Raw genomic sequence first — 24,488 nt, forward strand, 5'->3', positions numbered from 1 at the left:
CTATTTTTGATTGTTGTGTTTGTTGGCATATTCAGGACTGTTCACCCACGCATGGTCTTCTTCCCAGGTGAACAACCATTTTCTTACTGGCCCCGCCATGACATTCAGGTAATAGCTATCGTAACCCGCTATGGTCGCCACAGGGTGATAGCCGCGGGGAACCATGACTACATCGCCGTCGTAAACAGCCATGCATTCATCCAGGTCACGCTCATCGGTATAAACCCGCTGAATGCAGAAACCCTGAGACGGGTTCAGTCTGTGGTAATAGGTTTCCTCAAGGTGTGTTTCTTCCGGCGGTGCGTCCCTGTCATGTTTGTGGCTGGGGTATGAGCTGGTACAGCCTTCGTCAGTATAGACTTCCACCACCAGCAGGCTGTCTGCGTTCTCGTTGTCTGGGAGAATGTTGTGTACATAGCGTTTGTTATTGCCGTTTCCTCTCGCTTCTGCGCCAACTTGTTCAGGACTGATAAGGCGAGAAGGAAAGGTGCCTTTGCCCGGAGCGCGACATACTGCAAGCTCAACATCCGTGGTGGCAGTCAGTTCAGCAGCATCACCCGCAGTGATATAGAGCGAGTACGGTTTTTTCTTTTCAAATGGCCCTGAACGGTCGCCAATTTCACCCAGAGATTCACCTGCCAATGTGGCATTCGCCTTACCGCCCACCAGCACAAGACAGATTTCCTCGTCACTGCTGGCATTGAAGGTAATCGTCTGATTTGGAGAGAGTTGGTAAGCCTGAAAGCCTACAAATTTCCAGCCTGCAGAGGCGGGAGTAATGTTCTGATAGCGCCCTTTTTCATCAGGAAGACTGCGTTTGGATAGCAAGTCAGACATAACGGCTCCTTGTCGTGACTGATCATGTAATAGTTGAAGATCCACTTGCCAATAATAGAACATATTTTTCAATTCTCAACAAAGTGAAATTTATGTTTCATATTCCGCGCTATAGTGAAACAAAGAACGTGATGACACAACTCAGCCAAAGAGGTAACGCTATGGATTTGCACTCCCCTCCCCGACTGTCATTTTTCGGCAAAGCAAATTGTGACATTGAGGTTTTTCACAAGATCTGTACGTCGCAATCCACCAACAAAGCCGACTATCCCTTGGCTGATGACGTCATTGATAACGTGGTGGTGTTTGATGGCGATGCCATGCGATCAGCGGGATCAAATGTCGGAGCCTTTCAGGACGAAATAGCTCATGCGCTGCAATACGGACCGGGTGTGATTGCCATTAAACGTTTCTATGACAACACCACCGTCATTGATGAAATGAGCGAGGTATTTGAAAAGATCCTTGAAGCGGAGAAGGGATTTGGTGCAGGAGACCACTTTGGTAAAACAGGTCCACAAGCCAATGGTCGGATCTGGAATGTGTTTCAGAAAAGTGCGGAAGCTGACCCGAAGACCTTTGTTGATTACTACAAAAATCCGCTACTGACTTCCGTCAGTGAAGCCTGGTTGGGGCCGCATTATCAGGTCACGGCACAGGTCAATATTGTTCGCCCTGGCGGTGAGGCGCAGGTTTCGCACCGTGATTATCATCTTGGTTTTCAGGTGCCGGAAGAAATAGTTCGTTACCCACTGCATGCACAGCAGATGTCAGCGATGCTGACGTTGCAAGGTGCAGTCGCGCATACCGACATGCCTTTAGAAAGTGGCCCAACCAAGCTGCTGCCTTTTTCCCAGCAATACCCGCTTGGCTATATCGCTTATCACCAGAAAGCGTTTCAGGACTTTTTCGAATCCCACTACATTCAGGTGCCTTTGGAGAAAGGCGACGCTGTGTTCTTTAACCCTGCTTTATTTCATGCAGCAGGTGCAAACGTCACCGCAGATTTCCATCGCAGTGCCAATCTACTGCAAATCTCTTCAGCTTTCGCCAAGCCAATGGAAACCGTCGATTCTGCGGCAATTTGCCGAAAAGTCTATCCAACCCTCCTTACCATTTGGCAAAACGGTTCACTGTCATCGGCTGAAAAAGCCACCATCGCCACAGCCGCTGCAGATGGCTATGCCTTCCCAACCAATCTGGATACCGATCCACCGATTGGCGGACTGGCACCGGAAACCATGGAAGCCCTGCTTTGCCGAGCGCTGGATGAAAACATGGATTCGGACACCTTTGACATTTCCCTTGCTCAATTGAAGGAAAAGCAAAAAGCATAAAAAAAGCCCGGCGGTTGCCGGGCTCAGTGTTTTCATGATTGCTCACGATTTAGATGATGCTGACACCGTCTTGATAGACGCTTTCTGCATCTGTCCAAATGGTGATGGTGTCATGTACGGCGTGGTCAAATACATACGCCTGCAACTCACCGACTTGTGCGCCGCTCAGACCAAGGATGGAAATCATCTCAGATGAAAGCGTGGCTGATGGAGTGGCAGCAGCGCTGTAAGTCCAGCCACCTGCTTCCAGATTGAATGAATCATTACCCTCTCCAAGGTAAGCAACAAAACCATTCCATTCACCTGGATCTGTGAAGGTGGTCGGCTGAGGCAGATCGGATTGCTCATGGATAGCAAACGCACTGATAGAGACTGACTGATCACCATCATCACCGATTGCTGCCTCTACCTGAGCGATAGGATTTTCACCTCCCGCAGTCACACCGTAAGAGACACCGGTGAAATCCACGTTGGCATCGCCTTGAATGATCAACTGGTCGAAGCCCCGGTCACCCAAATAAACATTGTCGTGCGTATTGATAAAATTGATGTCTGAGAAGTCTTCTGCATCAAACAACAGGAGGTCGTCGCCCTCGCTACCGCGGTAGATATCCAAGCCAGTACCGCCATCAAGGATGTAGTCTCCATCAAACCCGGCATCAAGGTAGTCGTTGCCCGCTCCACCGTAAAGCTGATCACTGCCACTACCACCTTTCAGCAAATCGTCGCCTTCACCGCCATATATGACGTCATCACCCGCATTCCCGTAGAGCACATCATTGCCGGCGCCACCATGAATGGTGTCATTCCCGGTACCGCCACGAATGTCATCATTACCATCGTTGCCTTCGATGTAATCGTCACCCTGCTCGCCCCAAATGGTGTCGTTACCTTCACCGCCAAACAGCATGTCATCGTCACCCTCGCTGTCTGGTGTTTGTCTAAGAGAAACATTGTCAATCAGCGCACCATAGGTGTCGGACTTTCCTTTGCCTTCAAAGCGGATGCTGATGAAATCCATGCCCTGTGGAATGGTCACGTCAGTTGCAAACGATACATAGTGATCATTGGCTTGGGTGTTATCGAAAAACTGGGAGTAGATAACATTGCCCTGTTGGTCGAAGACTTTCACTTCAAACTGACTGGTAGAAGTATCAGAACCGCGGTAACGGTTAGCGTAATCAAAAGACAGTGACAGTGTGGCATCACCGTTTTCGGCAAGACCTGTGATGTCGACATCCTGCTGCACCCATGTGTTGGTGTGGCTGTCGAGTTCTAAAACCGTGTTGGTGACGTCATTCTGTGGCGTACCGCCGAAAGTGCCTTGTTGAAGCTCAATCTTGTTGCTGCCCGGTGTGTACCAACCCGTGACCTGATGGTCGTCCAACAGGCTCCAGTGATTGGTGGTGTTGTTACCGTAATCTTCAAAATCGCCGTTAATAAGAAGTTCACGGGTGCCATTAACATCAAAGCCATCGTTACCATAGATAACGTCATCGCCTTCGCTGCCGTAGACTTCGTCGTTGCCGTTGCCACCGTAGAGGGTGTCATTACCCGTCAGGCCATCGATAAAGTCGTCGCCTTCATAGCCATTGATGGTGTCGTTAACATCACCCACGGTAGACGTTGTCAGCGCGACGTTGTCAATCAATGCGCCATAGCTGTCAGATGTACCCTTGGCTTCAAAGCGCAACGAAATACCCGTTGTCCCTTCAGGTACCGAAAAGTCGATTTCAAAGTTCACGTAGCTGGTATTTGCTTGGGTATTATCGAAGAACTGGCTGTAAAGCAGGTTGCCCTCGTTATCCAACACCTTGACTTCAAACTGACTGGTTGATGTGTCCGAGCCGCGATAGCGGTTGGCATAATCAAAAGAAAGGTTGAGTGTTGCGTCGCCAGATTCAGTCAATGTGGTGACATCGACATCCTGTTGCACCCAGGTGTTGGTGTGACTGTCGAGTTCTAAAACCGTGTTGGTCACACTGTTCGTCGGTGTACCACCGAAAGTACCCTGTTGCAGTTCGATTTTGTTGGTACCCGGTGTGTACCAGCCCGCAACCTGGTTGTCGTCGAACAGCCCCCAAGTGTTGGATGAATCATCACCCCAGGCTTCAAAATCGCCATTGATAAGAAGATTATTGCTTTGTTCTATGTCGCCATAGAGCGTATCGACACCGCTAGTGCCATTAATAATTGCCATACCTTTGTCCTCTGTGCTTTTTTTATATCGCACTGACCAAATAGGGCTGAACAGCATGACCGGTGCGGAAGAGACTTTCAGAATAGAAGCACCGAAAAATCGAGCCTGGGCTGGACGCGCGTTTCAGGGGAATATTCAGGGACGAGACAAAATGAGACAATTCCTTCGACGGATGATCAATCAAAACTCAGTCCATTTCCTGAGTCCTGATTATTTACAGTATGAGATACGGACATACATTAGGGCTGACTTAAGTATGACCAAAAACAAAATCCGGCACGAGGCCGGATTTTTAGACAATATCGTCATTTGTTTTAGATGATGTCGTCACCATTCAGAGTAAAGTGCTCTGCATCTGTCCATACCGTGATGGTCGCACCAGCACTGCTTTCGAAGACATAAGCGTCCAACTCGCCGACCTGAGTATTGGTCAGACCCATGAAAGCAATCATGTCTGCTGACAGTTCGGCCGTAGGTGCAGCGCCTTCACTCAACGTCCAGCCACCTGCATCCAGGTTGAAGGTATCGTCACCCGCACCAAGGTAAGCAACGAAACCGTCCCAATCACCCGGATCAGTCAACGACTCAGCCTGGAATGGGTCTGACTGTGCGCTGATAGCAAAAGCATTTGCCGTCACAGTCTGGTTGCCTTCATCACCAATCACAGCTTCTACCTGTGCAATTGGCTTAGGACCTGAAGTCAAACCATAAGATTTTCCGGTAAGGTCTACGTTTACATCACCGTCAGCAATCAGCTTATCGAAGCCACGGTCACCAATGTAGATAGTGCCTTTTTCTTTCAGGAAGTTCAGGTCAGAGAAATCTTCCTGATCGAAGTACATGGTGTCGTTACCTTCACTACCTACGTAGAGGTCAAGACCCGTGCCGCCATCAAGGATGTAATCATCATCATAGCCTGCTTCAAGGTAATCGTTACCTGCACCACCGTACAGCTTGTCGCTACCGCTTGCACCGCGCAGGATATCATCGCCGTTACCACCGTAGATGGTGTCATTACCCTGACCACCCAGGATGGTGTCGTTACCGTCGCCGCCGTAAAGGATGTCATCACCCTTGCCGCCGTTGATGTTGTCGTCGCCTGCATCGCCGTAGACCACATCGTCGTCGTCACCCGCGTGGATAAAATCATCACCATCGCCGCCGTAGATGGTGTCTTTATCACTCACAGTCACTTCTTTAGTGGTTTCAGCGAAATCGGTGTAATCAAGCTCTCTCAAGTTCTCGTAGGAGTGAGGAACTAAAGTCAAATCGGTTGCTGATGTAATTTCAGGGCCTTCGATTTGCAGCAGGATTTTGCCGTTTTCTTCCAGGTTCCAATAGTGATGATTGTTACCATCCAGATCCACGTCAATGATCGCGAACTTGTATACGTTGGTGCCGTCGGTGTACTTCAGGGTGTAATCCAGGTTCACCGCGTAAGTGTTGTTACCAATGGTCACGGTCTGGGTTTTATCGTCTGAATACTCATTACAGTAGTTGTCACCGTTAAGCACGCCATCGTCATCCTGGAACGTCACCTCGGTCATACCGCCATCAAACGCCAGCTTTGATGGGAAGCACCAGGTGTGGAATTCACCGCCTGATGGCATCGAGAAGTCATCACCCATCACGAACACTTTCGCCGTTGGGTCGGTTTCAATGGTTTCCGTTGCGACATTCCCGCCGTAGATGATGTCATCACCTGAACCACCATGGATCTCATCATCACCCCACTGACCATAAATAGTGTCGTTACCTGCACCGCCATCAATGTAGTCGTTGTCGTTAGACTTCATTGTCTTCTCAATGGCGATATCATCGTAGTTGAGAGAGTTAACATTTTGGTATGAATTGGAAACCAGTGATAAATCGGTCGCATCCGTAATTTCAGGGCCGTCGATTTGCAACAGCAGGTTACCGTTCTCGTTCAGGTTGTAGTAGTGATGGCCATTACCATCCAGATCCACATCAATAATCGCAAAGGTATATACGTTGCCGTCTGAATCGCAGTACTTCAGTGAGTAGTCAAGGTTAACCGGATAAGTCTGACCGTCGATAGTCACGGTCTGCGATTTGTCGTCTGAATACTCATTGCAGTAGTTATCACCATTGAGCACGCCGTCATCGTCTTGGAAGGTCACTTTCGTGGTGGTGCCGTCAAACGCCAGTTTTGGTGGGAAAGACCAAGTGTGAAAATTACCGCTGTCCATGGTGAAATCTTTACCCATTTGGAACACGGTAACGGTTGGTTCATCACTGAAGTTTGGAGTCGAAGTGTTACCAAAGATGATGTCGTCACCGTCACCACCAAACAGTTTGTCGTTACCGTTTTCACCGGAAATGTGGTCATTGCCTTTGAGGCCATAAACAGTGTCATCGCCACCGCCCGCTGTGATAGTGTCATCCAGATCAGCTGGGTTAACAGTTTGTGGCTCAGTGATGTCGTCGTAGTTCAGGCTACTAACGTTCTGGTAAGAGTTAGGAACCAAGGTCAGGTCAGTCGCGCTGGTGATTTCAGGGCCGTCGATTTGGATCAGGATTTTGCCGTTTTCACCAATATTGCAGTAGTGGTGGCCATTACCATCTGAATCTACATCAACGATCGCAAAGGTATATATATTGCCGTCGCTGTCGCAGTATTTAAGACTGTAATCAACGTTCGCTGAATATTCCTGACCATCAATAGAAACCGTCTGGGATTTGTCGTCAGAAACTTCGTTACAGTAGTCATCACCATTTAGCTGACCATCGTCATCATTGTAAGTCACGGTTGACGTAGAGCCTGTGAAGCTGAGCGTTGGCGGGAAAGACCAAGTGTGGAAGTTGCCACTGTCCATGTTGAAATCAGCGCCCATCACAAATACTGCACCGGTTTTCTGATCGCTGCTGCTACCAATATCGCCGTAAAGAGTGTCTGCGCCTGAAGTTCCGTTAATGTCTGCCATCACCAATGTCCTCGTCATCCATTTAAGGTTACGCTGACAAATGAAGGTATGAATATTATTGAGCATCCGTTTGCTTTTTAGAGGATGCTCATATTCGAGAAAACTAACATAAGTCAGCGACTGCTGTGACAACAGTTTTATTGATAAGACAGGTTCAAACAACAAATCTATTGCAGATTCAGAATATAGTCAGCGAGTGGAATTAGTACGGTTGAAAAGCATAATGAATGAAGTGCCATTGGAATGATTACAAAAGAATTAGTTTAATACAGCTCCTCGGCATCATGTCCAGATAGTTAACACAGCTAGTTTAGGATATTGGAAGAACAACAGAGTCCTTCTAATGATTACCTGCCTTAAACCAATCGTGACGTGCTTTTTGAATAAAAAAAGCCCGGCAAATGCCGGGCTGAACAAATAGAGATGAGCGTCTCTTAAAAGATATCGTTACCGTCTTGTGTGAACTGCTCGGCGTCAGTCCAAACAGTGATGGTTTCACCTGAGCTGTGCTCAAACACATACGCATCCAGTTCGCCAACTTGGGTATTCGTCAAACCCATAAAGGCAATCATGTCTGCTGACAGTTCAGCTGTTGGTGCTGCATCTGCATCATAAGTCCAACCAGCTGCTTCTAGGTTAAAGGTGTCATCACCCGCGCCAAGGTAAGCCACGAAACCATCCCAATCACCCGGGTCAGTCAACGACTCAGCCTGGAATGGGTCAGACTGCGCATTGATTGCGAAAGCATTTGCCGTCACAGTCTGGTTGCCTTCATCACCAATCACAGCTTCTACCTGTGCAATTGGCTTAGGACCTGAAGTCAAACCATAAGATTTTCCGGTAAGGTCTACGTTTACATCACCGTCAGCAATCAGCTTATCGAAGCCACGGTCACCAATGTAGATAGTGCCTTTTTCTTTCAGGAAGTTCAGGTCAGAGAAGTCTTCCTGATCGAAGTACATGGTGTCGTTACCTTCACTACCTACGTAGAGGTCAAGACCCGTGCCGCCATCAAGGATGTAATCATCATCATAGCCAGCTTCTAGGTAGTCGTTACCTGCACCACCGTACAGCTTGTCGCTACCGCTTGCGCCGCGCAGGATATCATCGCCGTTACCACCGTAGATGGTGTCATTACCCTGACCACCCAAGATGGTGTCGTTACCGTCTCCGCCGTAAAGGATGTCATCACCCTTGCCGCCGTTGATGTTGTCGTCGCCTGCATCGCCGTAGACCACGTCATCGCCACCACCGGAATGGATAAAGTCGTCACCATTACCGCCGTAAATGGTGTCGTTGTCTGAGTACAGTTTTTGTTGCTCGACAGTGATAGTGAAGGTGGTGTCGTTAAAGTCGTTATCACCCAGATTCCAGAGGTCTTCCCACTTGGAAGTATCACCGTCTACTTTTTCATGGTCTTTGCCATCGCCGTTTTCTGCCGCGTTGGAAACATAAACCACTGAACTTGCTGTACCTTGAGTGATGCTTGAAGCTGTGCCGGACAGATTCAGGTTAACCGAGCCCACATCGAAACCTTTACGGTCGCCATCTGGAATGAGGAACATACCGAAAGACACACCGCCGGACACGTCGATATCAACGCTCAGGTCTGACACGTTTTTCACGTTATCTGCGATAACTTCTGCGCGGAGAATGTTACCGTTCGCGTCAACCACGTAGTAACCAATGCTGTTGTTGTAACCTGCGCTGTGGGTAAAATCGCTAACAGAGATAGTGACTGTGTCTTCACCTTGCAGGTTGTAAACCGTCGCACCGTCAATGTGCTCGAGATCGAAGGTTTTGCTCGCTTCGTTACCGCCGTAAATAGTGTCATCACCATCACCGCCGTGAATCTCGTCGTCACCGTGCTCACCATAAATGGTGTCGTTACCCGCACCACCGTAAATGGTGTCGTTGTCGTCTTCCACGTTCACTTTTTGCTTCAGGGACACATTGTCGATCAACGCGCCGTAGCTATCTGAACGGCCTTCTGCTTCGAAGCGGATAGTCACGTAATCAACACCTTGCGGCAGTACAACTTCGGTAGAGAATTGCTCGTAGTGGTCATTCGCCTGAGTGTTAGCGAAGTACTTGGAGTACAGCACTTTGCCTGCACTATCAAACACTTTCACTTCAAACTGGCTGGTTGCTGTATCTGTGCCACGGTAGCGGTTCGCGTAATCGAACGACAAATCCAGAACCACATCGCCATCAGCAGACAGACCTGAAACGTTCACATCTTGCTGCACCCACGTGTTGGTGTGGCTGTCGAGCTCCAGAACAGTGTTAGTCACGTCGTTTTGTGGTGTACCGCCAAACGTACCCTGTTGCAGTTCAATTTTGTTCGTGCCTGGCGTGTACCAGCCAGTGACTTGATGGTCGTGGAAAAGGCCCCACTGGTTAGAAACGTTGTCGCCGTAAGTCAGCTCGAAGCCGCCGTTGACCATCAGCTCGCGTTCGCCAACACCAAAACCTTTGTTACCGTAGATGGTGTCGTCGCCTTCACCGCCTTTGATGGTGTCGTTACCTTCGCCACCGTACAGCGTATCGTTGCCTTGGCCGCCATCAATGTAATCATTGCCTTCAAAGCCGTTGATCTTATCGTTCAGGCTGCCATTGGCATTATTAGTCAGAGATACGTTATCAATCAGCGCGCCGTAGCTATCAGACTGACCTTTACCTTCGAAACGCAGTGTCACTCCTGAGGTGCCTGCTGGTACAGTGAAGTCGACTTCAAAGTTGTGGTAGCTTTCGTTTGACTGGGTGTTGTCGAAGTATTTGCTGTAAAGGACGTTACCGTCGTCGTCCATGACTTTTACTTCGAACTGGCTGGTCGAGTGATTGTCGCCTTTATAGCGGTTTGCGTAATCGAAAGAGAGTGACAGTGAAGCATCACCTGAAGAAGTCAGGTTGCTGACGTCTACGTCTTGCTGAACCCAGGTGTTACCCGTTGAATCCAGTTCAAGCACGGTGTTAGATGAGGAATTGGTTGGCGTGCCGCCGAAGTCACCTTGTTGAAGTTCGATTTTCATACTGCCCGGCGTGTACCAGCCTGCAACTTGATGATCTTGGAACAAACCCCACTGATCAGACGAATCGTTACCCCAATCTTCGAAGTCACCATTCATCAACAGATTTTGATTGTTGTCATCACCATACAAAAAATCTGCGTTAGTCGTTCCATTGATCTCTGCCATACCTATGTCCTCATAATCTTGATCTTGGTTTTATGTGGCGCGAATGAAACTGCTGGAATATATCTACCGCTTTCCTAAAGTAGACCCTCACTTACAAGTGCTTGCTTATATATGAGATTACTAACATTCATTCCGCGCTTGATGTGACAAGAGTTTTAATGACAAGACACTCAAGAACAATAGACTTGAAGCAAGATCACGCTAATCTCAGTAGCGCTTTCTAGCCCTTATTTAAATAGTGATGAGTTAAGTATGAGTTTTAACCTAATAGAGGAACTAGAGCGGGGTTCAATAGCAGCATTATTGGAACTTTTCTGACACGTTTTAAACAAAAAGAGAGCAATTGACTCAGAAATTATTCACTCTCCCAGCCAATCACATACGCGACGATGGAAATGGCCGTCAAAAATTGAAAAAGCCCGGCACAACCAAGTACCGGGCTCACATTACTAGGGCTCTGAATTAGATGTTACTACCGTTAGATTTAACGATCTCAGCATCCGTCCAGATAGTGATTTTTTCGTCCGCATAGGTGAAAACGTAAGCGCGGAGCTCTGTCACCTGCGCGAAGCTCAAACCCATGAACTCAATCATCTCATTGGAAATGGCAACAGACGCAGATGCATTTGCATCGTAACTCCAGATACCGGCATCGACATTCAGTGTGTCGTTACCAGCGCCAAGATGGGCAACAAAGCCGTCCCAATCGCCTGGATCAACCAGAGAAGCGGACTGGAAACCATCAGACTGAGCATGAATCGCAAAAGCGTTCACTGTCACCGCTTGGTTTCCTTCAGCGCCAATCACCGCTTCAACCTGAGCAATAGGTTTAGGACCAGAAGTGACACCATATGAAACACCAGTAAGGTCGACGTTAGCATCACCAGTAACAATCAGTTGGTCAAAACCACGATCACCGTTGTAGATATTTCCGTTCTCGGTAAGGAAGTTCACATCAGAAAAATCTTCCTGATCAAAAAACATGGTGTCGTTACCTTCACTACCGATGTAGATATCAAGGCCCGTTCCGCCATTCATGACGATGTCATCGTCATAGCCCGCGTGCAGGACGTCGTTTCCTTCGTCGCCAAACAATGAATCATTGCCACCTGCACCGTAAAGGGTGTCATTACCCGAACCGCCGTAAAGTACATCGTCGCCAGCACTGCCATTGATAGTGTCGTTACCTGCACCACCGTAAATGGTGTCGTTGCCTTTGAAGCCAGTAATGGTGTCATTGCCTGAGCAGCCATGAAGAACATCGTCACCCGACGTACCATTAATTATTTGGTCAGACGCTGTGGTACCTTCCAAAACACGCATTGAACGTGGTGCAGAGAAATCCAGGTTCTGGCCGTTTCGCGCACGCACATTTTCCAGTTGGCTGTTCGGCGTCACACAGTTAAAAACGCCTAAACGGTTGTAAGAAAGGTTGTCCCAATCTGACAGCATGACTGCTGTACCTTCTGATGGCTCAACACGCACTTCATGCGCACGAATCCAGCTTGGCAGTGAGTAGCCTGAACGCTGCCCCACTGGCAGACAGTACCTCTCACCGGTTTCTAGGCTCACGATACAGCCCAGTTTCTCGTTGCTAGCCACAACACGCATTGAGCGTGGTGCTGAGAAATCTAAGTTCTGGCCGTTGTAAGCACGGACATTGGTCAGTTTCTGGTTTTCAACGGTACCTGGGAATACCGCTAAACGGTTATAGGAAAGGTTATCCCAGTCTGACAACATGACAGCCGCCCCTTCAGACGCCTGAACATAAACCTCGTGAGATTTGATCCAGCTCGGGAGTGAGTAGCCAGACCGTTTACCCACAGGCAGACAGTAACGCTCGCCAGTTTGGAGGCTAACAATACAACCCAGTTTGTCATTGCTGGCTACAACGCGCATAGAACGTGGTGCAGAGAAGTCTAGGTTCTGGCCATTGTACGCACGAACATTAGTCAGTTCGCTGTTGGTGACAGTACCCGAAAATACCGCCAGACGGTTGTACGAGAGATTATCCCAATCAGACAGCATCACTGCTGCGCCTTCTTCCGCCTGAACACGAACCTCATGGGACTTGATCCAGCTTGGCAGGGAGTAGCCTGAACGCTGTCCCACCGGGAGACAATATTCAGCACCTGTTTCCAAGCTGACAATGCAACCTTTTGGCGTGTCATCCGAAGACTCGTTTGCGTTTACTGCACTGCTAATAGATACCGCAATAGATAGTCCTACTACCCATGTCAGCATGCTAAATAACTTATTCATAACCTATTGCCTTTATTTGAAGGATGTTTGGGTATCTTTGTTTTTTTAGTGGGGCATGGTTGCTGCTATTTCACATAAGAACATGGTCAGGAAAGGCCTTTCTCCAACCCAAAAGATGTGCCGTTCAACAATACGAATTTGAGGGAAACATCCTTGTGCGTTGCAAATACAAAATGCAGTTGTTCCAGTCACACACCGTGGGAAGCAGTCATCGTTGCCGCCATCAACATCACCATACTGTTTTATCAAACAGTCAGTGTTTTGATTCACTTTAGAGACAACTAAATAACAAGTTAGCCACGGTGTAAACGTTTTATACGTATTCAAATAGGTGAGCAAACAAGGGTTCGAATGTTAATAACAATATCAAACCTAAGCATGAGAAATAAATTAGATTGGAATGATTTAAGATGGATTGTTTGGAGTGAAAAAATACCAAATATTAGTGAATTAGAATAAATTTCGGTAAGGATTTATTTAAAATTCATCATTCATGGCGGAAATGTAAAACACATTATCAATACTTAGAATCATATAAGCCACATTTAAACAATTAAAAAGTACGATCGCTTAGATCGTACTTTATTAATAGATAGCCCGCTGTATTTATACGGTTTCTTCAATTGTCAGGTTGTTTACCCATTTGTTTCCAAACACACGCCTGATGGTGGGATACAACTTCACGATTTCTTCAGATGTCATCATCAAAAATACATAAGGTAGCGGTAATTCCAGCCACATCGCTGCGATGGCGGTCATTGGTACTGCCCACACCCACTGGCAAACCGCATCCATGTTCATGCAGAATTTGGCATCACCACCTGCCCTGAGTACGCCCACAATCAAAGTAATATTGGTGTTTCTGACTAAGGCACTGATAGCGAGAACAGGGAAGCAAAGTGAAACCAATACCAGCACATCGTCATTCACCTGGGTATATAGAGACAAAATATAACTTTGCGCCATCAGAATAAGAGCCGATGCTGTCAGCCCTGTTAGCACAGCTGTTTTGAGTGCATACCTTGCGTATTTCTCGCTGGTCTCAAGCTTATTTGCACCAAGCGCATTACCCACAATAATCGCCGTTGCGCCCGACAAACCCGAGGCCACACATAAGGTAATGGCTTCAAGAGGAGAAATGATTGCCATTGCTGCCAGTTCATTTTCACCGATGCGCCCCATGATCAGTTGATACGTGAAGATGCCACCACTCCATATGAGACTGCCAACAATCACAGGTGCAGTTACATTCACATATTTCTGGAACGTGGATTTTCTGAATCTGAAATCAGCGGGGCCGAGAATCAACACCTTGTTGTAGAAAATAATGACCAGTAGAGACATGAACACACGGAACAAACGGGCGATCACGGTACCCCATCCCGCTCCTGCTAACCCCATCGCGGGCAAACCAAAGTGACCGAAGATTAAGATGAAACTCAGTACAATATTCAGCGCGATTTCAATGAAGGACATGTAGAAGGTAGTTTGGGTTTTACCTAAAGCGCGCAGCGCGGCATCCATCGCAATTGAAGGGCCTGCGACCAGAAGTGCAATACTGATGATTTGAAGATATTCGGTTGCGAGCGCGGCTGTTTCACCTTCCACCTTAAACATGGCTGGCACCACTTCCGGTGATGTCCAACAGAACAGGAAAATCAAAAAAGACGCCAAAGACGCCACTAATGCGCCCAGTGCAAAGTTACGTCTCAATCCTTCTGCGTCATTGGCTCCCCAGTATTGGGCAAGTAGCACTCCCATGCCGGTGCCTGTTCCCCAAATGAAGATACCCGTAAACCAAAATACACGAGCGCCAATACCCGAAGCTGCCACTTCTTCGGTACCCAACTGGCTGACCATTAGGTTGTCGATGAAACCGCCACTGCTGAATAACAAACTTTGTAGAGCAAGTGGCAAGCCCAGAACTAAAGCCCGTTTTAAGAAATAGGTGAAATTATCTTCTGACATCGCATCTCCTTTTGCCGACTGACATGGCCGGAACACCCCGGCTTTTTTGCTTCGTTTTTTAATAAAGTTTTTTCTTTACTGTACAGAAGTTCGACAGTGGAAGGCGATGTAATCACCATGTAATTTGTGCTGATTAGTTTCGACGAATATCATCAATATCGCGCGCATTAAGCATCAATCAGCGCCGAAATTCCGGGATACTCACGATTTCTTCGATTGACGCGCTCTCATTCAACTCAACTCATCAGCGCACCGAAAGTGTCAGACGCTGTGGAAGGCGTCTCACAATTGAACTATTTGTTTAATAACTGACAAATAACTCAATGCCTTTCATTGACTAGCAAAAAAAGCAGTTTGTCAGTACGTGCCTTTCAAGGAGAGAAAACCGTATCTGTGCGCTTTAGGTTTGTTAGCCTTAGTCAGTAGCGACTGGAGTGATACGCACGTTCAAGCATGCGTCGCTTTGTGCGACTTATATTAATGCCATTTAGCGGGAGGCTAAGATGTTAGGCAAACTTAAGCTTGCACAGCAACTTACCGTATCTTTTGCAGCTGTCATCGCACTGCTGCTTGTTGTATCTGTCGTGGGTTATGGTGGTCTTTCTGAAGGCTTTAAGAATTTCACCGATTACCGCGGCTTAGCGAGAAGTTCCAATGAAGCCAGCGAGGCACAGTCGGCACTACTCAGCGCCCGACTTGCAGCGTTAAAGTTCCTGAAGACCCAAGACCCAGCCCAAATCGGCAAGGTCGAGAAAGAACTGGCTCACATTGACGAAGTCATCGAAAAAATTCTTGTTAATGAAACTGACCAGAACCGCATCAATGAGCTCAGCGAGTCCAAAAAACTGATGGCCACATACGGCGAAACTTTTGCTTTGGTGGTTAAAGACTTTGCAGACCGAAACGCGGTAGTCAGCCAAGAGTTAGATCCTAACGGCCTTAAGATGCGCCAGACGATGACAAAAATCATCGAGGACTCATCATCAGACGGTGAAGTTGATTCCCTGTTCTATGCAGCCCAAGCTCAAGAGAAGCTCCTACTGGGAAGACTTTTTGCCGCCAAGTTCCTGATCAGTAACTCTGATGACGATTTGAACCGTTCATTGACTGAACTTAACAATGTCGTCGCTCCCCTCAACAACCTCAAACGCCTGTTGGTTTCTTCCGCAGAGCGACAAATGGTGAACGAGTTTTCTGATGCACACCTTGGATACATTTCGGCACTCCAGAAAACCGCAGAAATTATCAATGCGAGAAACGAGCGTATCTCGAACACCCTTGACGTGATTGGTCCGCAGGTGACGACCAATTTCAACGACTTTAAATCCTCCATTCGTGCCGCTCAGGATACCCTGGGGCCAGAGGCTCAGTCTGACAGCCAGTCTTCAGTTCAAACGGTGATTATCGTGTCTGCCGTTGCCGTCTTGGTGGGGGTTTTCCTGAGCATTGTGGTCACGCGTGCAATCCGGAGACCTATTGGCGGTGAGCCAAGACAGATTGAACAGCTTGCCCGTAACATTGCAACCGGCGATCTGACCCAGTCTTTCGATAGCAAAGGTCAGCCGACAGGCATCTTTGCCGCCATGGGCGATATGAACAGCAACCTCAAAGAGATTGTCGGCCAGTTGTCCAGCTCAGTGAATACTCTGAACAATGCCTCCGGCACCTTGGTCAACGTCACTGAGGAAACAGCCAGAAATTCTGAGCTTCAGGCAGACCAACTCGGTCAAACCGCAACCGCGATGCATCAGTTAACCTCTACGGTGGATGACATCGCCCAAAATGCGCAGCGTGCGTCTGATGTGGCCAATGAAGCTGATCGTTACTCACAGGAAGGCCAGAGTGTGTTGGATGATACCCGCCAGAGTATCGAAAACCTTGTGGGTAACATTGGTGAAGTTAGTCAGATTATTGAGAACCTGGAAAACGAAACCAAAAACGTTGGCAGTATTCTGGATACTATCCGTGACATTGCAGAGCAGACTAACCTGCTGGCACTGAATGCCGCGATTGAGGCTGCCCGAGCCGGTGAACAAGGACGGGGCTTTGCGGTGGTTGCTGATGAGGTAAGAAGCCTCGCCAGCCGTACCCAACAGAGCACAGAAGAGATCCAGACGCTGATCACCCGTTTGCAGAACGAATCTAAACGTTCGGTAGAATCCATGCGTAAAAGCGCATCTGAAGCGGAAGAGACATCGACAAAAGCAAACAAAACCCGCGATGCACTGGTTTCCATCACAGAGTCGGTATCGAACATCCGTGACATGAACCATCAAATCGCGGTCGCAGCAGAAGAGCAGAACACTGTGGTGACCAGCATTAACCAAGCGGTCGAACAGTTGAATGAGCTGGGTAAGAGCACGGCATCCGGTGCAGACAAACTCTCGAAAGAAGCCCACGGACTTACTTCGATTACCAGCGGCGTAAACCAGATCGTGGGTAAATTCTCGATTGGTTAACCCATCGCACTTCTTCTCCATGTAATGAATTAGCCCCCTCCTCCGGGGGCTATTTCATTGAGCAATGCAAGCCTCTTCCGGTTATAAACTTCGGAATGTACTCCTCCACATCTCACCATGACTCCCATAACTGTAAAAAACCATAACCACGCGACTCGCATGTGAATCACTTATTGATTGATTGTTTCACTTTTGTTGGATTGAAGATTCGCTGCGCGTTATTGGTATTACGACCGAGTGTTAAGTCAGTAAGCCTTTTTTGCATAACCCGGAATCAAGACCTTCTCACAAAAGCGGAAGCTCGCAATTCTTGCAGAGGTGCCAGCCAATTTAGGAGAGACCCATGCTAGGCAAAATTACACTTGCGAAGCAATTGACCCTGTCTTTCTCAGCCGTCCTTGCTTTGCTACTCGTAGTATCAGTCGTTGGCTACAATGGCTTGTCAAATAGTTACACGAATACCCGCCAGTATCATGCATTAGCGATAAACTCTAACCATGCAGCGGAAGCTCAGTCTGCCCTACTCTATGCCCGTGTTGTCGCTCAAAGATTTTTTAAAACGCAAAACCCGGAAGATGCTACCTTGGTCGGGGAAAAGCTGACTAAGGTGGAAAAAAAGATAGCCTTCATCCTAGCAAATGAGACCGATTCAGAGCGCAAGGCTTGGCTAGAAGAGTCACGGACCTTGCTGGAAGAATACGCACAAACTTTTGCGTTAGTGGTACAAGATTTTCAGGACATGAATAATGTCGTCAAGCAACGCCTAGACCCCAATGGCCTGAGTATGTACCAGACCACCAAACAGATCATGACAAATGCCAAAGCCATCGGTGATGTAGAGGTCATTTTCTTCGCTTCTGAAGTTCAGGAAAAACTGCTCTTGGGACGACTTTTCACCGCAAAATATCTCATCAGCTACTCCCCTCAAGACTTGAATACAGCACTGCTCGAGCTCAATGCAGCACTCCAACCTTTTATTTCGCTAGAAGGCATTTTGGCGGGACAGGAGGACGAACTTTTAAACGCTTTTGCTGATGCCCATATGGACTATATTGTTGCACTACAAGACATCGCAAAAATCGTAAAAGAAGGCACGAACCGCGTCTTTAAAGTCATTGATGTTGTAGGGCCACAAGTCACCGGAAATCTCACTAACTACAAAATGTCGTCGCTCGAGTCTCAGAGTGTTTTAGGCGAACAAACAATAGAAAAAAGTGGCAATGCTTTAACAGCGGTGTTTGTTGTTTCTGGTATCGCCATCTTTGTTGGCATATTACTCAGCATTTTTATGACTAAAACCATCCGTAGACCTATTGGTGGCGAGCCCAGAAAAATTGAGGCCATGGCACGGGAAATTGCTGAGGGTATACTCAAGAAAGAACTCTCACCAGAGAAAAAGGTGACGGGTATATACGCAGCAATGCGGGAAATGACTGTGAACCTTAGGGATATCATTAAGCAACTCTCTCAATCAATGAAATCCCTGAATGTCGCGTCAACCACACTGGTAGAGGTCACCGATGAAACGGCTCGAAACTCAGAGTCACAGGCTGAACAACTCAATCAGACCGCAACTGCGATAAATGAACTTTCCAGTACGGTGAAGGATATCGCGCAGAATGCACAGTATGCTTCTGATCTTTCCAATCAAGCTGACAATGCTGCCCATGAAGGCCAATCCACGTTGGAGGCAACGCAAAACAGCATTGAAAATCTCGTGGGTAACATTGGCGAAGTAAGCCAGGTGATCGCCAACCTTGAAGTTGAAACGAATAATGTGGGCTGCATTTTAGATACCATCCGGGGAATCGCAGAGCAAACCAATCTACTCGCTCTCAATGCCGCTATTGAAGCTGCCCGGGCTGGTGAGCAAGGGCGTGGTTTTGCTGTCGTTGCTGACGAAGTGCGAAGCCTTGCCAGTCGCACTCAGCAAAGCACAGAAGAAATTCAGGAGCTGATTTCACGACTACAAAGCGAGTCGAAGCGTTCTGTTGAATCGATGCAAGTGAGTGCAAACGAAGCTAACGCGACATATGAAAAAGCGAATAAGGCTCGTGATGCCCTCACCACCATCTCCAGCACAGTTGCCAGTATCAGAGACATGAACCACCAGATTGCGGTCGCTGCCGAAGAGCAAAATACTGTCGTAACAAACATTAATCTGTCCGTAGAACATTTAAATGACTTGGGTAAGAGCACAGCTTCGGGCGCTGAGAAACTATCAAAAGAAGCGCATGGCCTCACCGCAATCACCGATAACGTCAATCAGATCGTTGGGCGGTTTTCTATCCAATAATTCCACAGATGGCAAAAACGCGCTATTTCAGCGCGTTTTTCTGGCTTTCCATATGAATCAGATACAAGCGCGCATCAAATTCCAACTGGTGATAATCCGGCTCCATATGGCAACAAAGCTGATAGAAGGCTTTATTGTGGTCTTTCTCTTTCAAGTGCGCCAGTTCGTGAACCACCAGCATTCGAAGGAAAGGCTCCGGCGCGTCCTTGAACATCGACGCTATGCGGATTTCATTCTTGGCCTTTAGCTTTCCGCCATGAGCGCGTGACACAAAGCTGTGAAGCCCAAGCGCATTGTTCACCACATGGATTTTGCCATCATAGGCCACTTTACTGATCGGCGAAGACTTCTTCAGGTATTGGTTCTTTATCTCCTGCACATAATCGTAAAGCGCTTTTTCAGACTTGATGTCGTGTTTGTGTGGGTAGCGCTGTTCCAGCCACGCGCCGAGTTTGCCGGTTTCAATCAAACGGGAAACTTGCTCAATAAGGTTTTCAGGGTAACCACCCAAATAACGGAGTGCAGGGTTCATGCTTTATAGGGTCTGTTGACTTTTGGGAACTGGGCAGAGTTTACACCGATATCAAGTGCGCGTCTTTTGCGTTGAACCGCGCACCACCGCTTCACACGGTAAGGTAATGGACTGTGGCGGTAAATGTGGATCAGCGATGTGCTCGAACAAGGCATCAATGGTACTTTGAATCATCTGCTCGTTCGGCTGACGAATCGTGGAAAGGTTGTAGGAGCGACTTTTCGCAAGGCGAATATCATCGACGCCGACAACACCAATATCTTCAGGCACACTCAGGCCAAGCTCATAACGCAGTGCATCCATACCACCACAGGCCATGATGTCATCGGCATAAAACAACGCGTCTGGCTTTTCTGTGTGCTGGAAAATACGCAAGGTGGCATCGTAGCCAGCGTCGTAGCTGAACTCTCCACCCTCAACGACTTGCCACTGATTGCAGCCGCGCTCCATCAGGCGACTAATAAATCCGCGTTGGCGGTCAATCGTCGCTGATGTACCAATCGGTCCTGCCACAAAAGCCGGTTTGGTATAGCCAGCATCGAGCAGCATATCTGCCGCCATATTTCCTGCCAGCACATTGTCACAACTCACTACAGTGACACTGTTTTCACTGGAGTCGCGACCAAAGATAACTGCCGGTGTATTCTGGGAGTGGCACGCATCAACAAGCTCTTGCGGTAGTGATGCCGACGTGATGATTAGGCCATCAACGTTGTATTCCATCACCAGCTCGACGGCTTCCTGAATATCCATCTCACCATCGACGTGGATAAGAAGGCTATGGCAGTTACGCTTTTGGATTTCAGTGGTAAAGCGGGAAAGAATGGGCAGATAAAACGGGTTGTTGAAGTCGGTCATCAGAATGCCGACAAGACTAGAGCGGGATTTAATCCCCCTCGCCAAACGGTTCGGTTTGTAGTTTAACGACGCTGCCGCTTTAAAGACTTTTTCGCGCAGTGGTCTGGAAATACTCGCATCAGGATTAAACGCGCGGGAGACCGCAGAGACAGAAACGCCTGCCGCTTCAGCCACTTCAACGACAGTGACTTTACGTTTTTTCTGAATCTGTGTTGCTGCAACGGCAACGTTGGTTTCTTTCGTCATACGCTTTCCTGCTTACAATGTCGTTCCTTCGCCCTCAGGTATATAGCCCCAGGCGCAACACCATAATAATGAAAATGTTTTCAGCTGCACAAGCTGGGCCGACGCCTTTTCATTAGAAATGACTAAAAGTGCTGGTCAGGTTCAGACAATTTCAAGTGAAGAAAGTCTGAAAAGAGCGCGCCCGGCGGAGGGTTGCCGGGCGCTTTTCATGGTTAGCGATATTCGCCAGCCAGTTTTTCTACCAACTCAACGTTCTCTTTAGTCACGAAACCTGGACCAGAGTTGATGTTGTTAGATGGAGAAATACCGTAACGGTTGTACAGAGTCAGCACCATAACAGGCACATAACCTTGCAGGAATGGTTGCTGGTCGATACCCCACTGGATATGACCGTCTTTGATGCCCTGAGCAATTTCGCCGCTCAAGTCAAACGTACCGAAGTAAATTTTGCCCAGCTGACGGCTCTTATCCAATGCACGGATAGTTGGGTGAGCAGATGTTGGACCCAGTGTCAGCACGGCTTCTGTATCTGGATTCGCACGCAGGTAAGCAGACACTTTCTTCTCGATGCCTGTTGGATCCTGACCCACATCGATCATCTGGCTGCCAAGCTCAACACCCAGAGCATCAGCAAAACCCTGACAGCGTTCTACAGAAGCTGGGTTGGTGATGTAGTGGTTAACACAGACAAAGCTTTTCACGCCGTCTTTTTTAGCACGTTTACCTGCGCCGTAACCCGCATCATATTCTGGTTGTCCAACGTGGAGAATTGCACCCACGTCTTCACTTTGCTGGTGAGTACCCGAGTTGATGGTGACAACAGGAATACCTTTTTTCTTCGCTTTTTCCAGTGGACCTTTCAGCACTTCATAGTCCGCGATGGTGGTGATAATACCGTCAGGATTGGACGCAACGGCCTGCTCGATGATGCGAGCCATATCAGCCAAGTCGCCGGTAGTAGGGTTACGGTATTCCACTTCTACATTGAGCTGTTCGCCCGCTGTACCAATCGCATTCTTGATGGTGTTCCACCAAGAATCTGAGTCCGGTGCGTGGCTGATCAGGACAAAGCGCTCACCATCGGCGAGTGCAGTACCTGGCAGCATTGCGGCCAAACTGGCTGCCATTGCTAACACAAGGACGGACGCTCTCTTTGCTACAGATTTAAGTAGGGTATTCATCCGGTGTCTCCAAGTTATATTATTTATTGTATCCATAGGGCGAGCTGTACAGCTGCCCACCCGGTTACAGCTAAGGGTTGGGCAGCGAACTGCCCCGTCACGTTAACTCTTCTTACTAAAAGCCTAATTCGCCGTGGCAGCATCTGCCCGCTGGAATTCAGCCAATTCTGCTTCGAGTGATTCCAGCTCTTGTCCACCAGCCATCATCTCGAGGATTTCTTCACGGGTAACATCTTTCTTCAACCAAGTACCCAGACTCTTACCGCGGTTCAGCAGCGTGAAACGGTCAGCGATGGGGTAAGCATGGTGAACATTGTGTGTAATCAGGATCACGGCAAGGCCTTTGCCGCGCGCCCTTGCAACGACTTTGAGCACGTTAGCAGACTGCTTTACGCCCAGTGCTGCGGTTGGCTCATCGAGGATCAGCACTTTCGCACCGAAGTGAATTGCACGCGCAATCGCCAGACACTGACGCTCACCGCCCGACATTGTGCCAATCGGGTGCTCAGGGTCACGCACGTCGATACCCATGTCCTTCATACCTGCCTTGGCAATTTCGTTGGCATTTTTGGTATCGAACACTTCAAAGGGACCGATTTTTTTGGTGAGCTCGCGACCCATGAAGAAGTTACGGGTAACACTCATTAAAGGAACCAGCGCAAGGTCTTGATAAACAGTTGCAATACCCGCATCAAGCGCATCACGCGGTGATTCAAAGGTGGTAGGCTTACCGTTCATCAGAAACTCACCTTCTGACGGTTTGTGCACCCCTGCCAGGGTTTTAATCAGGGTAGATTTACCTGCACCGTTGTCACCCAACAGACAGTGCACCTCACCCATCTTCACCTGCATATCGATATCTTTCAGGGCAATCACCGAACCGAAGTAACGGCTTACCTTTTTCAGTTCGAGGATAAAATTATCGTTCTCTGCCATTGTCTTTCTCCTGAATTCCGTTTCCTGATCCGCGTTTAGCGGGCGCTCGTGACTTTCTTGCGGATGAAGTTGTTAAACAGCACCGCGATAAGAAGCATCACGCCGAGGAATACGCGGAACCAGTCAGAATCCACGCCTGTAAAGAAGATACCCATCTGCACCACACCGAAAATCAATGCGCCGAAGAAAGCCCCAATGACTGAGCCATAACCGCCAGTCAGCAGTGCACCTCCGATAACCGCCGCGATAATGGCTTCGAATTCTTTCAAGAGACCACGGTCAGCCGCTGCGGAGCCAAACTCCAATACCTGACAAGCGGCGAACACCGTTGCGCAGAATGCGGTGAACATGAACAGCAGGATTTTCACGCGGTCAGTCGGTACACCCACATTTTTCGCCGCGTTGGCATCACCACCAGAAGCGAAAATCCAGTTACCGAAACGGGTGCGCAGCAGCACGAAGGAACACACAGCGGTCAGCAAGAACCACCACACCACGACCATTGGGATGCCAGTGACTACTGGCGTACCGTCAGAGTAGGTTTCAATCCAACCGGCGCTACCAAGCCAGTTAAATAGCCCTGTCCCTATCTCGCCGCCAAACATGGCAGCCAGCCAATCACCTTCTGCCAGATTACCTACGCCAGAAATGATAGTTTTATTGGTCAACGCAATAGACAGTGCGATTGTCAGACCACGCAGAATGAAGAGGAAAGCGAGGGAAACAATGAAAGACGGTAGCCCGGTACGAACCACGATGTAGCCATTGATAAAGCCCACGGCCATCGCGCCAACAAAGGCAAATAGGATTGCAGCCCAGACTGGCCAACCCCAATATACGGCAGGGATAGCAATCATCATCCCGGCAAAGCCAATCATTGAGCCGATGGAAAGGTCGAATTCGCCGGCGATCATCAGCAGACATGCACCGACTGCGATAATACCGAGCTGCGCTGACACCACCGTCCAGTTGACGACACCATCAGCGTTGAACATGCCTGAGTCCCAGGCGACGAGTGCGAAGAACGCGAATACCAGAATGGCACCGGATACAGAACCCAGTTCCGGGCGGGATAACATACGATTGAGCGTTGAAACTTTACGAACCCGCTCATCTCCCGGTGCGAGCGGTTTTGAATCTGTCCCTGATTCGGCTTCTTTTACCGACATACTTGCCTCCAAATTCCTTGCTGTATTCGGGCTTTCGCCCGACTCCTTGCTGCCGGATGACAGCT

At 48.4% G+C, this 24,488-nt stretch carries 14 protein-coding genes; 3 read left to right on the forward strand and 11 right to left on the reverse strand.

The window, feature by feature from the left end:
• Window positions 1-837 carry a 5-deoxy-glucuronate isomerase gene (iolB, locus tag D515_RS16485; RefSeq protein ID WP_002540155.1) on the reverse strand — a complete coding sequence of 279 codons (837 nt, stop codon included), beginning with the start codon at window positions 835-837 and terminating at the stop codon, window positions 1-3.
• Window positions 838-998: 161 nt separating this feature from the next.
• On the opposite strand from iolB, the gene D515_RS16490 reads away from it, so the two are divergent.
• Window positions 999-2,174, forward strand: a complete 1,176-nt coding sequence (locus D515_RS16490; RefSeq protein WP_002540156.1) for a phytanoyl-CoA dioxygenase family protein — start codon at window positions 999-1,001, stop codon at window positions 2,172-2,174.
• A 49-nt stretch (window positions 2,175-2,223) separates the two neighbouring features.
• Here D515_RS16490 and D515_RS16495 read toward each other — a convergent pair whose 3' ends face one another.
• The 5 genes from D515_RS16495 to D515_RS16520 form a co-directional block, all read right to left on the reverse strand.
• The gene (locus D515_RS16495; protein WP_002540157.1) at window positions 2,224-4,374 is read right to left on the reverse strand and encodes a calcium-binding protein; all 2,151 of its coding nucleotides are present in this window, start codon (window positions 4,372-4,374) and stop codon (window positions 2,224-2,226) included.
• A 314-nt stretch (window positions 4,375-4,688) separates the two neighbouring features.
• Window positions 4,689-7,319, reverse strand: a complete 2,631-nt coding sequence (locus tag D515_RS16505) for a calcium-binding protein (RefSeq protein WP_002540158.1) — start codon at window positions 7,317-7,319, stop codon at window positions 4,689-4,691.
• A 434-nt stretch (window positions 7,320-7,753) separates the two neighbouring features.
• Window positions 7,754-10,516 (reverse strand): calcium-binding protein, encoded by a 2,763-nt coding sequence (locus D515_RS16510; RefSeq protein WP_002540159.1) that lies wholly within the window; start codon window positions 10,514-10,516, stop codon window positions 7,754-7,756.
• A gap of 462 nt (window positions 10,517-10,978) precedes the next feature.
• Window positions 10,979-12,778, reverse strand: a complete 1,800-nt coding sequence (locus D515_RS16515; RefSeq protein ID WP_002540160.1) for a calcium-binding protein — start codon at window positions 12,776-12,778, stop codon at window positions 10,979-10,981.
• A 606-nt stretch (window positions 12,779-13,384) separates the two neighbouring features.
• A complete protein-coding gene (locus D515_RS16520) occupies window positions 13,385-14,746 on the reverse strand; it encodes an MATE family efflux transporter (protein ID WP_002540161.1) in 1,362 nt (453 codons plus the stop codon).
• Between the two features lie 503 nt (window positions 14,747-15,249).
• Here D515_RS16520 and D515_RS16525 point away from each other — a divergent pair.
• Entirely contained in the window at window positions 15,250-17,205 is a 1,956-nt protein-coding gene (locus D515_RS16525) for a HAMP domain-containing methyl-accepting chemotaxis protein (protein WP_002540162.1), read from the forward strand.
• A gap of 343 nt (window positions 17,206-17,548) precedes the next feature.
• Window positions 17,549-19,501, forward strand: coding sequence for a methyl-accepting chemotaxis protein (locus D515_RS16530; RefSeq protein WP_002540163.1), 1,953 nt, complete (start codon window positions 17,549-17,551; stop codon window positions 19,499-19,501).
• A 22-nt stretch (window positions 19,502-19,523) separates the two neighbouring features.
• Here the strand turns inward: D515_RS16530 and D515_RS16535 are convergent, their stop codons facing one another.
• The 5 genes from D515_RS16535 to D515_RS16555 form a co-directional block, all read right to left on the reverse strand.
• Window positions 19,524-20,033, reverse strand: a complete 510-nt coding sequence (locus D515_RS16535; protein WP_002540164.1) for a M48 metallopeptidase family protein — start codon at window positions 20,031-20,033, stop codon at window positions 19,524-19,526.
• Between the two features lie 51 nt (window positions 20,034-20,084).
• Window positions 20,085-21,137 (reverse strand): LacI family DNA-binding transcriptional regulator, encoded by a 1,053-nt coding sequence (locus D515_RS16540; RefSeq protein ID WP_002540165.1) that lies wholly within the window; start codon window positions 21,135-21,137, stop codon window positions 20,085-20,087.
• A gap of 212 nt (window positions 21,138-21,349) precedes the next feature.
• On the reverse strand, window positions 21,350-22,318 hold the full coding sequence (locus tag D515_RS16545) for a sugar ABC transporter substrate-binding protein (RefSeq protein ID WP_002540166.1): 969 nt from the start codon (window positions 22,316-22,318) through the stop codon (window positions 21,350-21,352).
• 123 nt (window positions 22,319-22,441) lie between these two features.
• Window positions 22,442-23,254, reverse strand: a complete 813-nt coding sequence (locus D515_RS16550) for an ATP-binding cassette domain-containing protein (protein WP_002540167.1) — start codon at window positions 23,252-23,254, stop codon at window positions 22,442-22,444.
• A 35-nt stretch (window positions 23,255-23,289) separates the two neighbouring features.
• A complete protein-coding gene (locus tag D515_RS16555) occupies window positions 23,290-24,423 on the reverse strand; it encodes an ABC transporter permease (protein WP_002540168.1) in 1,134 nt (377 codons plus the stop codon).
• Window positions 24,424-24,488 lie beyond the last annotated feature (65 nt).

It is taken from the genome of Grimontia indica, from assembly GCF_000333895.2.
GTDB lineage: Bacteria > Pseudomonadota > Gammaproteobacteria > Enterobacterales > Vibrionaceae > Enterovibrio > Enterovibrio indicus.

What these genes read in the sequence shown, in the direction of transcription:
- iolB (WP_002540155.1), bottom strand. Translation starts at nt 837, where the DNA reads ATGTCTGACTTGCTATCCAAACGCAGTCTTCCTGATGAAAAAGGGCGC.
- D515_RS16490 (WP_002540156.1), top strand. Translation starts at nt 999, where the DNA reads ATGGATTTGCACTCCCCTCCCCGACTGTCATTTTTCGGCAAAGCAAAT.
- D515_RS16495 (WP_002540157.1), bottom strand. Translation starts at nt 4,374, where the DNA reads ATGGCAATTATTAATGGCACTAGCGGTGTCGATACGCTCTATGGCGAC.
- D515_RS16505 (WP_002540158.1), bottom strand. Translation starts at nt 7,319, where the DNA reads ATGGCAGACATTAACGGAACTTCAGGCGCAGACACTCTTTACGGCGAT.
- D515_RS16510 (WP_002540159.1), bottom strand. Translation starts at nt 10,516, where the DNA reads ATGGCAGAGATCAATGGAACGACTAACGCAGATTTTTTGTATGGTGAT.
- D515_RS16515 (WP_002540160.1), bottom strand. Translation starts at nt 12,778, where the DNA reads ATGAATAAGTTATTTAGCATGCTGACATGGGTAGTAGGACTATCTATT.
- D515_RS16520 (WP_002540161.1), bottom strand. Translation starts at nt 14,746, where the DNA reads ATGTCAGAAGATAATTTCACCTATTTCTTAAAACGGGCTTTAGTTCTG.
- D515_RS16525 (WP_002540162.1), top strand. Translation starts at nt 15,250, where the DNA reads ATGTTAGGCAAACTTAAGCTTGCACAGCAACTTACCGTATCTTTTGCA.
- D515_RS16530 (WP_002540163.1), top strand. Translation starts at nt 17,549, where the DNA reads ATGCTAGGCAAAATTACACTTGCGAAGCAATTGACCCTGTCTTTCTCA.
- D515_RS16535 (WP_002540164.1), bottom strand. Translation starts at nt 20,033, where the DNA reads ATGAACCCTGCACTCCGTTATTTGGGTGGTTACCCTGAAAACCTTATT.
- D515_RS16540 (WP_002540165.1), bottom strand. Translation starts at nt 21,137, where the DNA reads ATGACGAAAGAAACCAACGTTGCCGTTGCAGCAACACAGATTCAGAAA.
- D515_RS16545 (WP_002540166.1), bottom strand. Translation starts at nt 22,318, where the DNA reads ATGAATACCCTACTTAAATCTGTAGCAAAGAGAGCGTCCGTCCTTGTG.
- D515_RS16550 (WP_002540167.1), bottom strand. Translation starts at nt 23,254, where the DNA reads ATGGCAGAGAACGATAATTTTATCCTCGAACTGAAAAAGGTAAGCCGT.
- D515_RS16555 (WP_002540168.1), bottom strand. Translation starts at nt 24,423, where the DNA reads ATGTCGGTAAAAGAAGCCGAATCAGGGACAGATTCAAAACCGCTCGCA.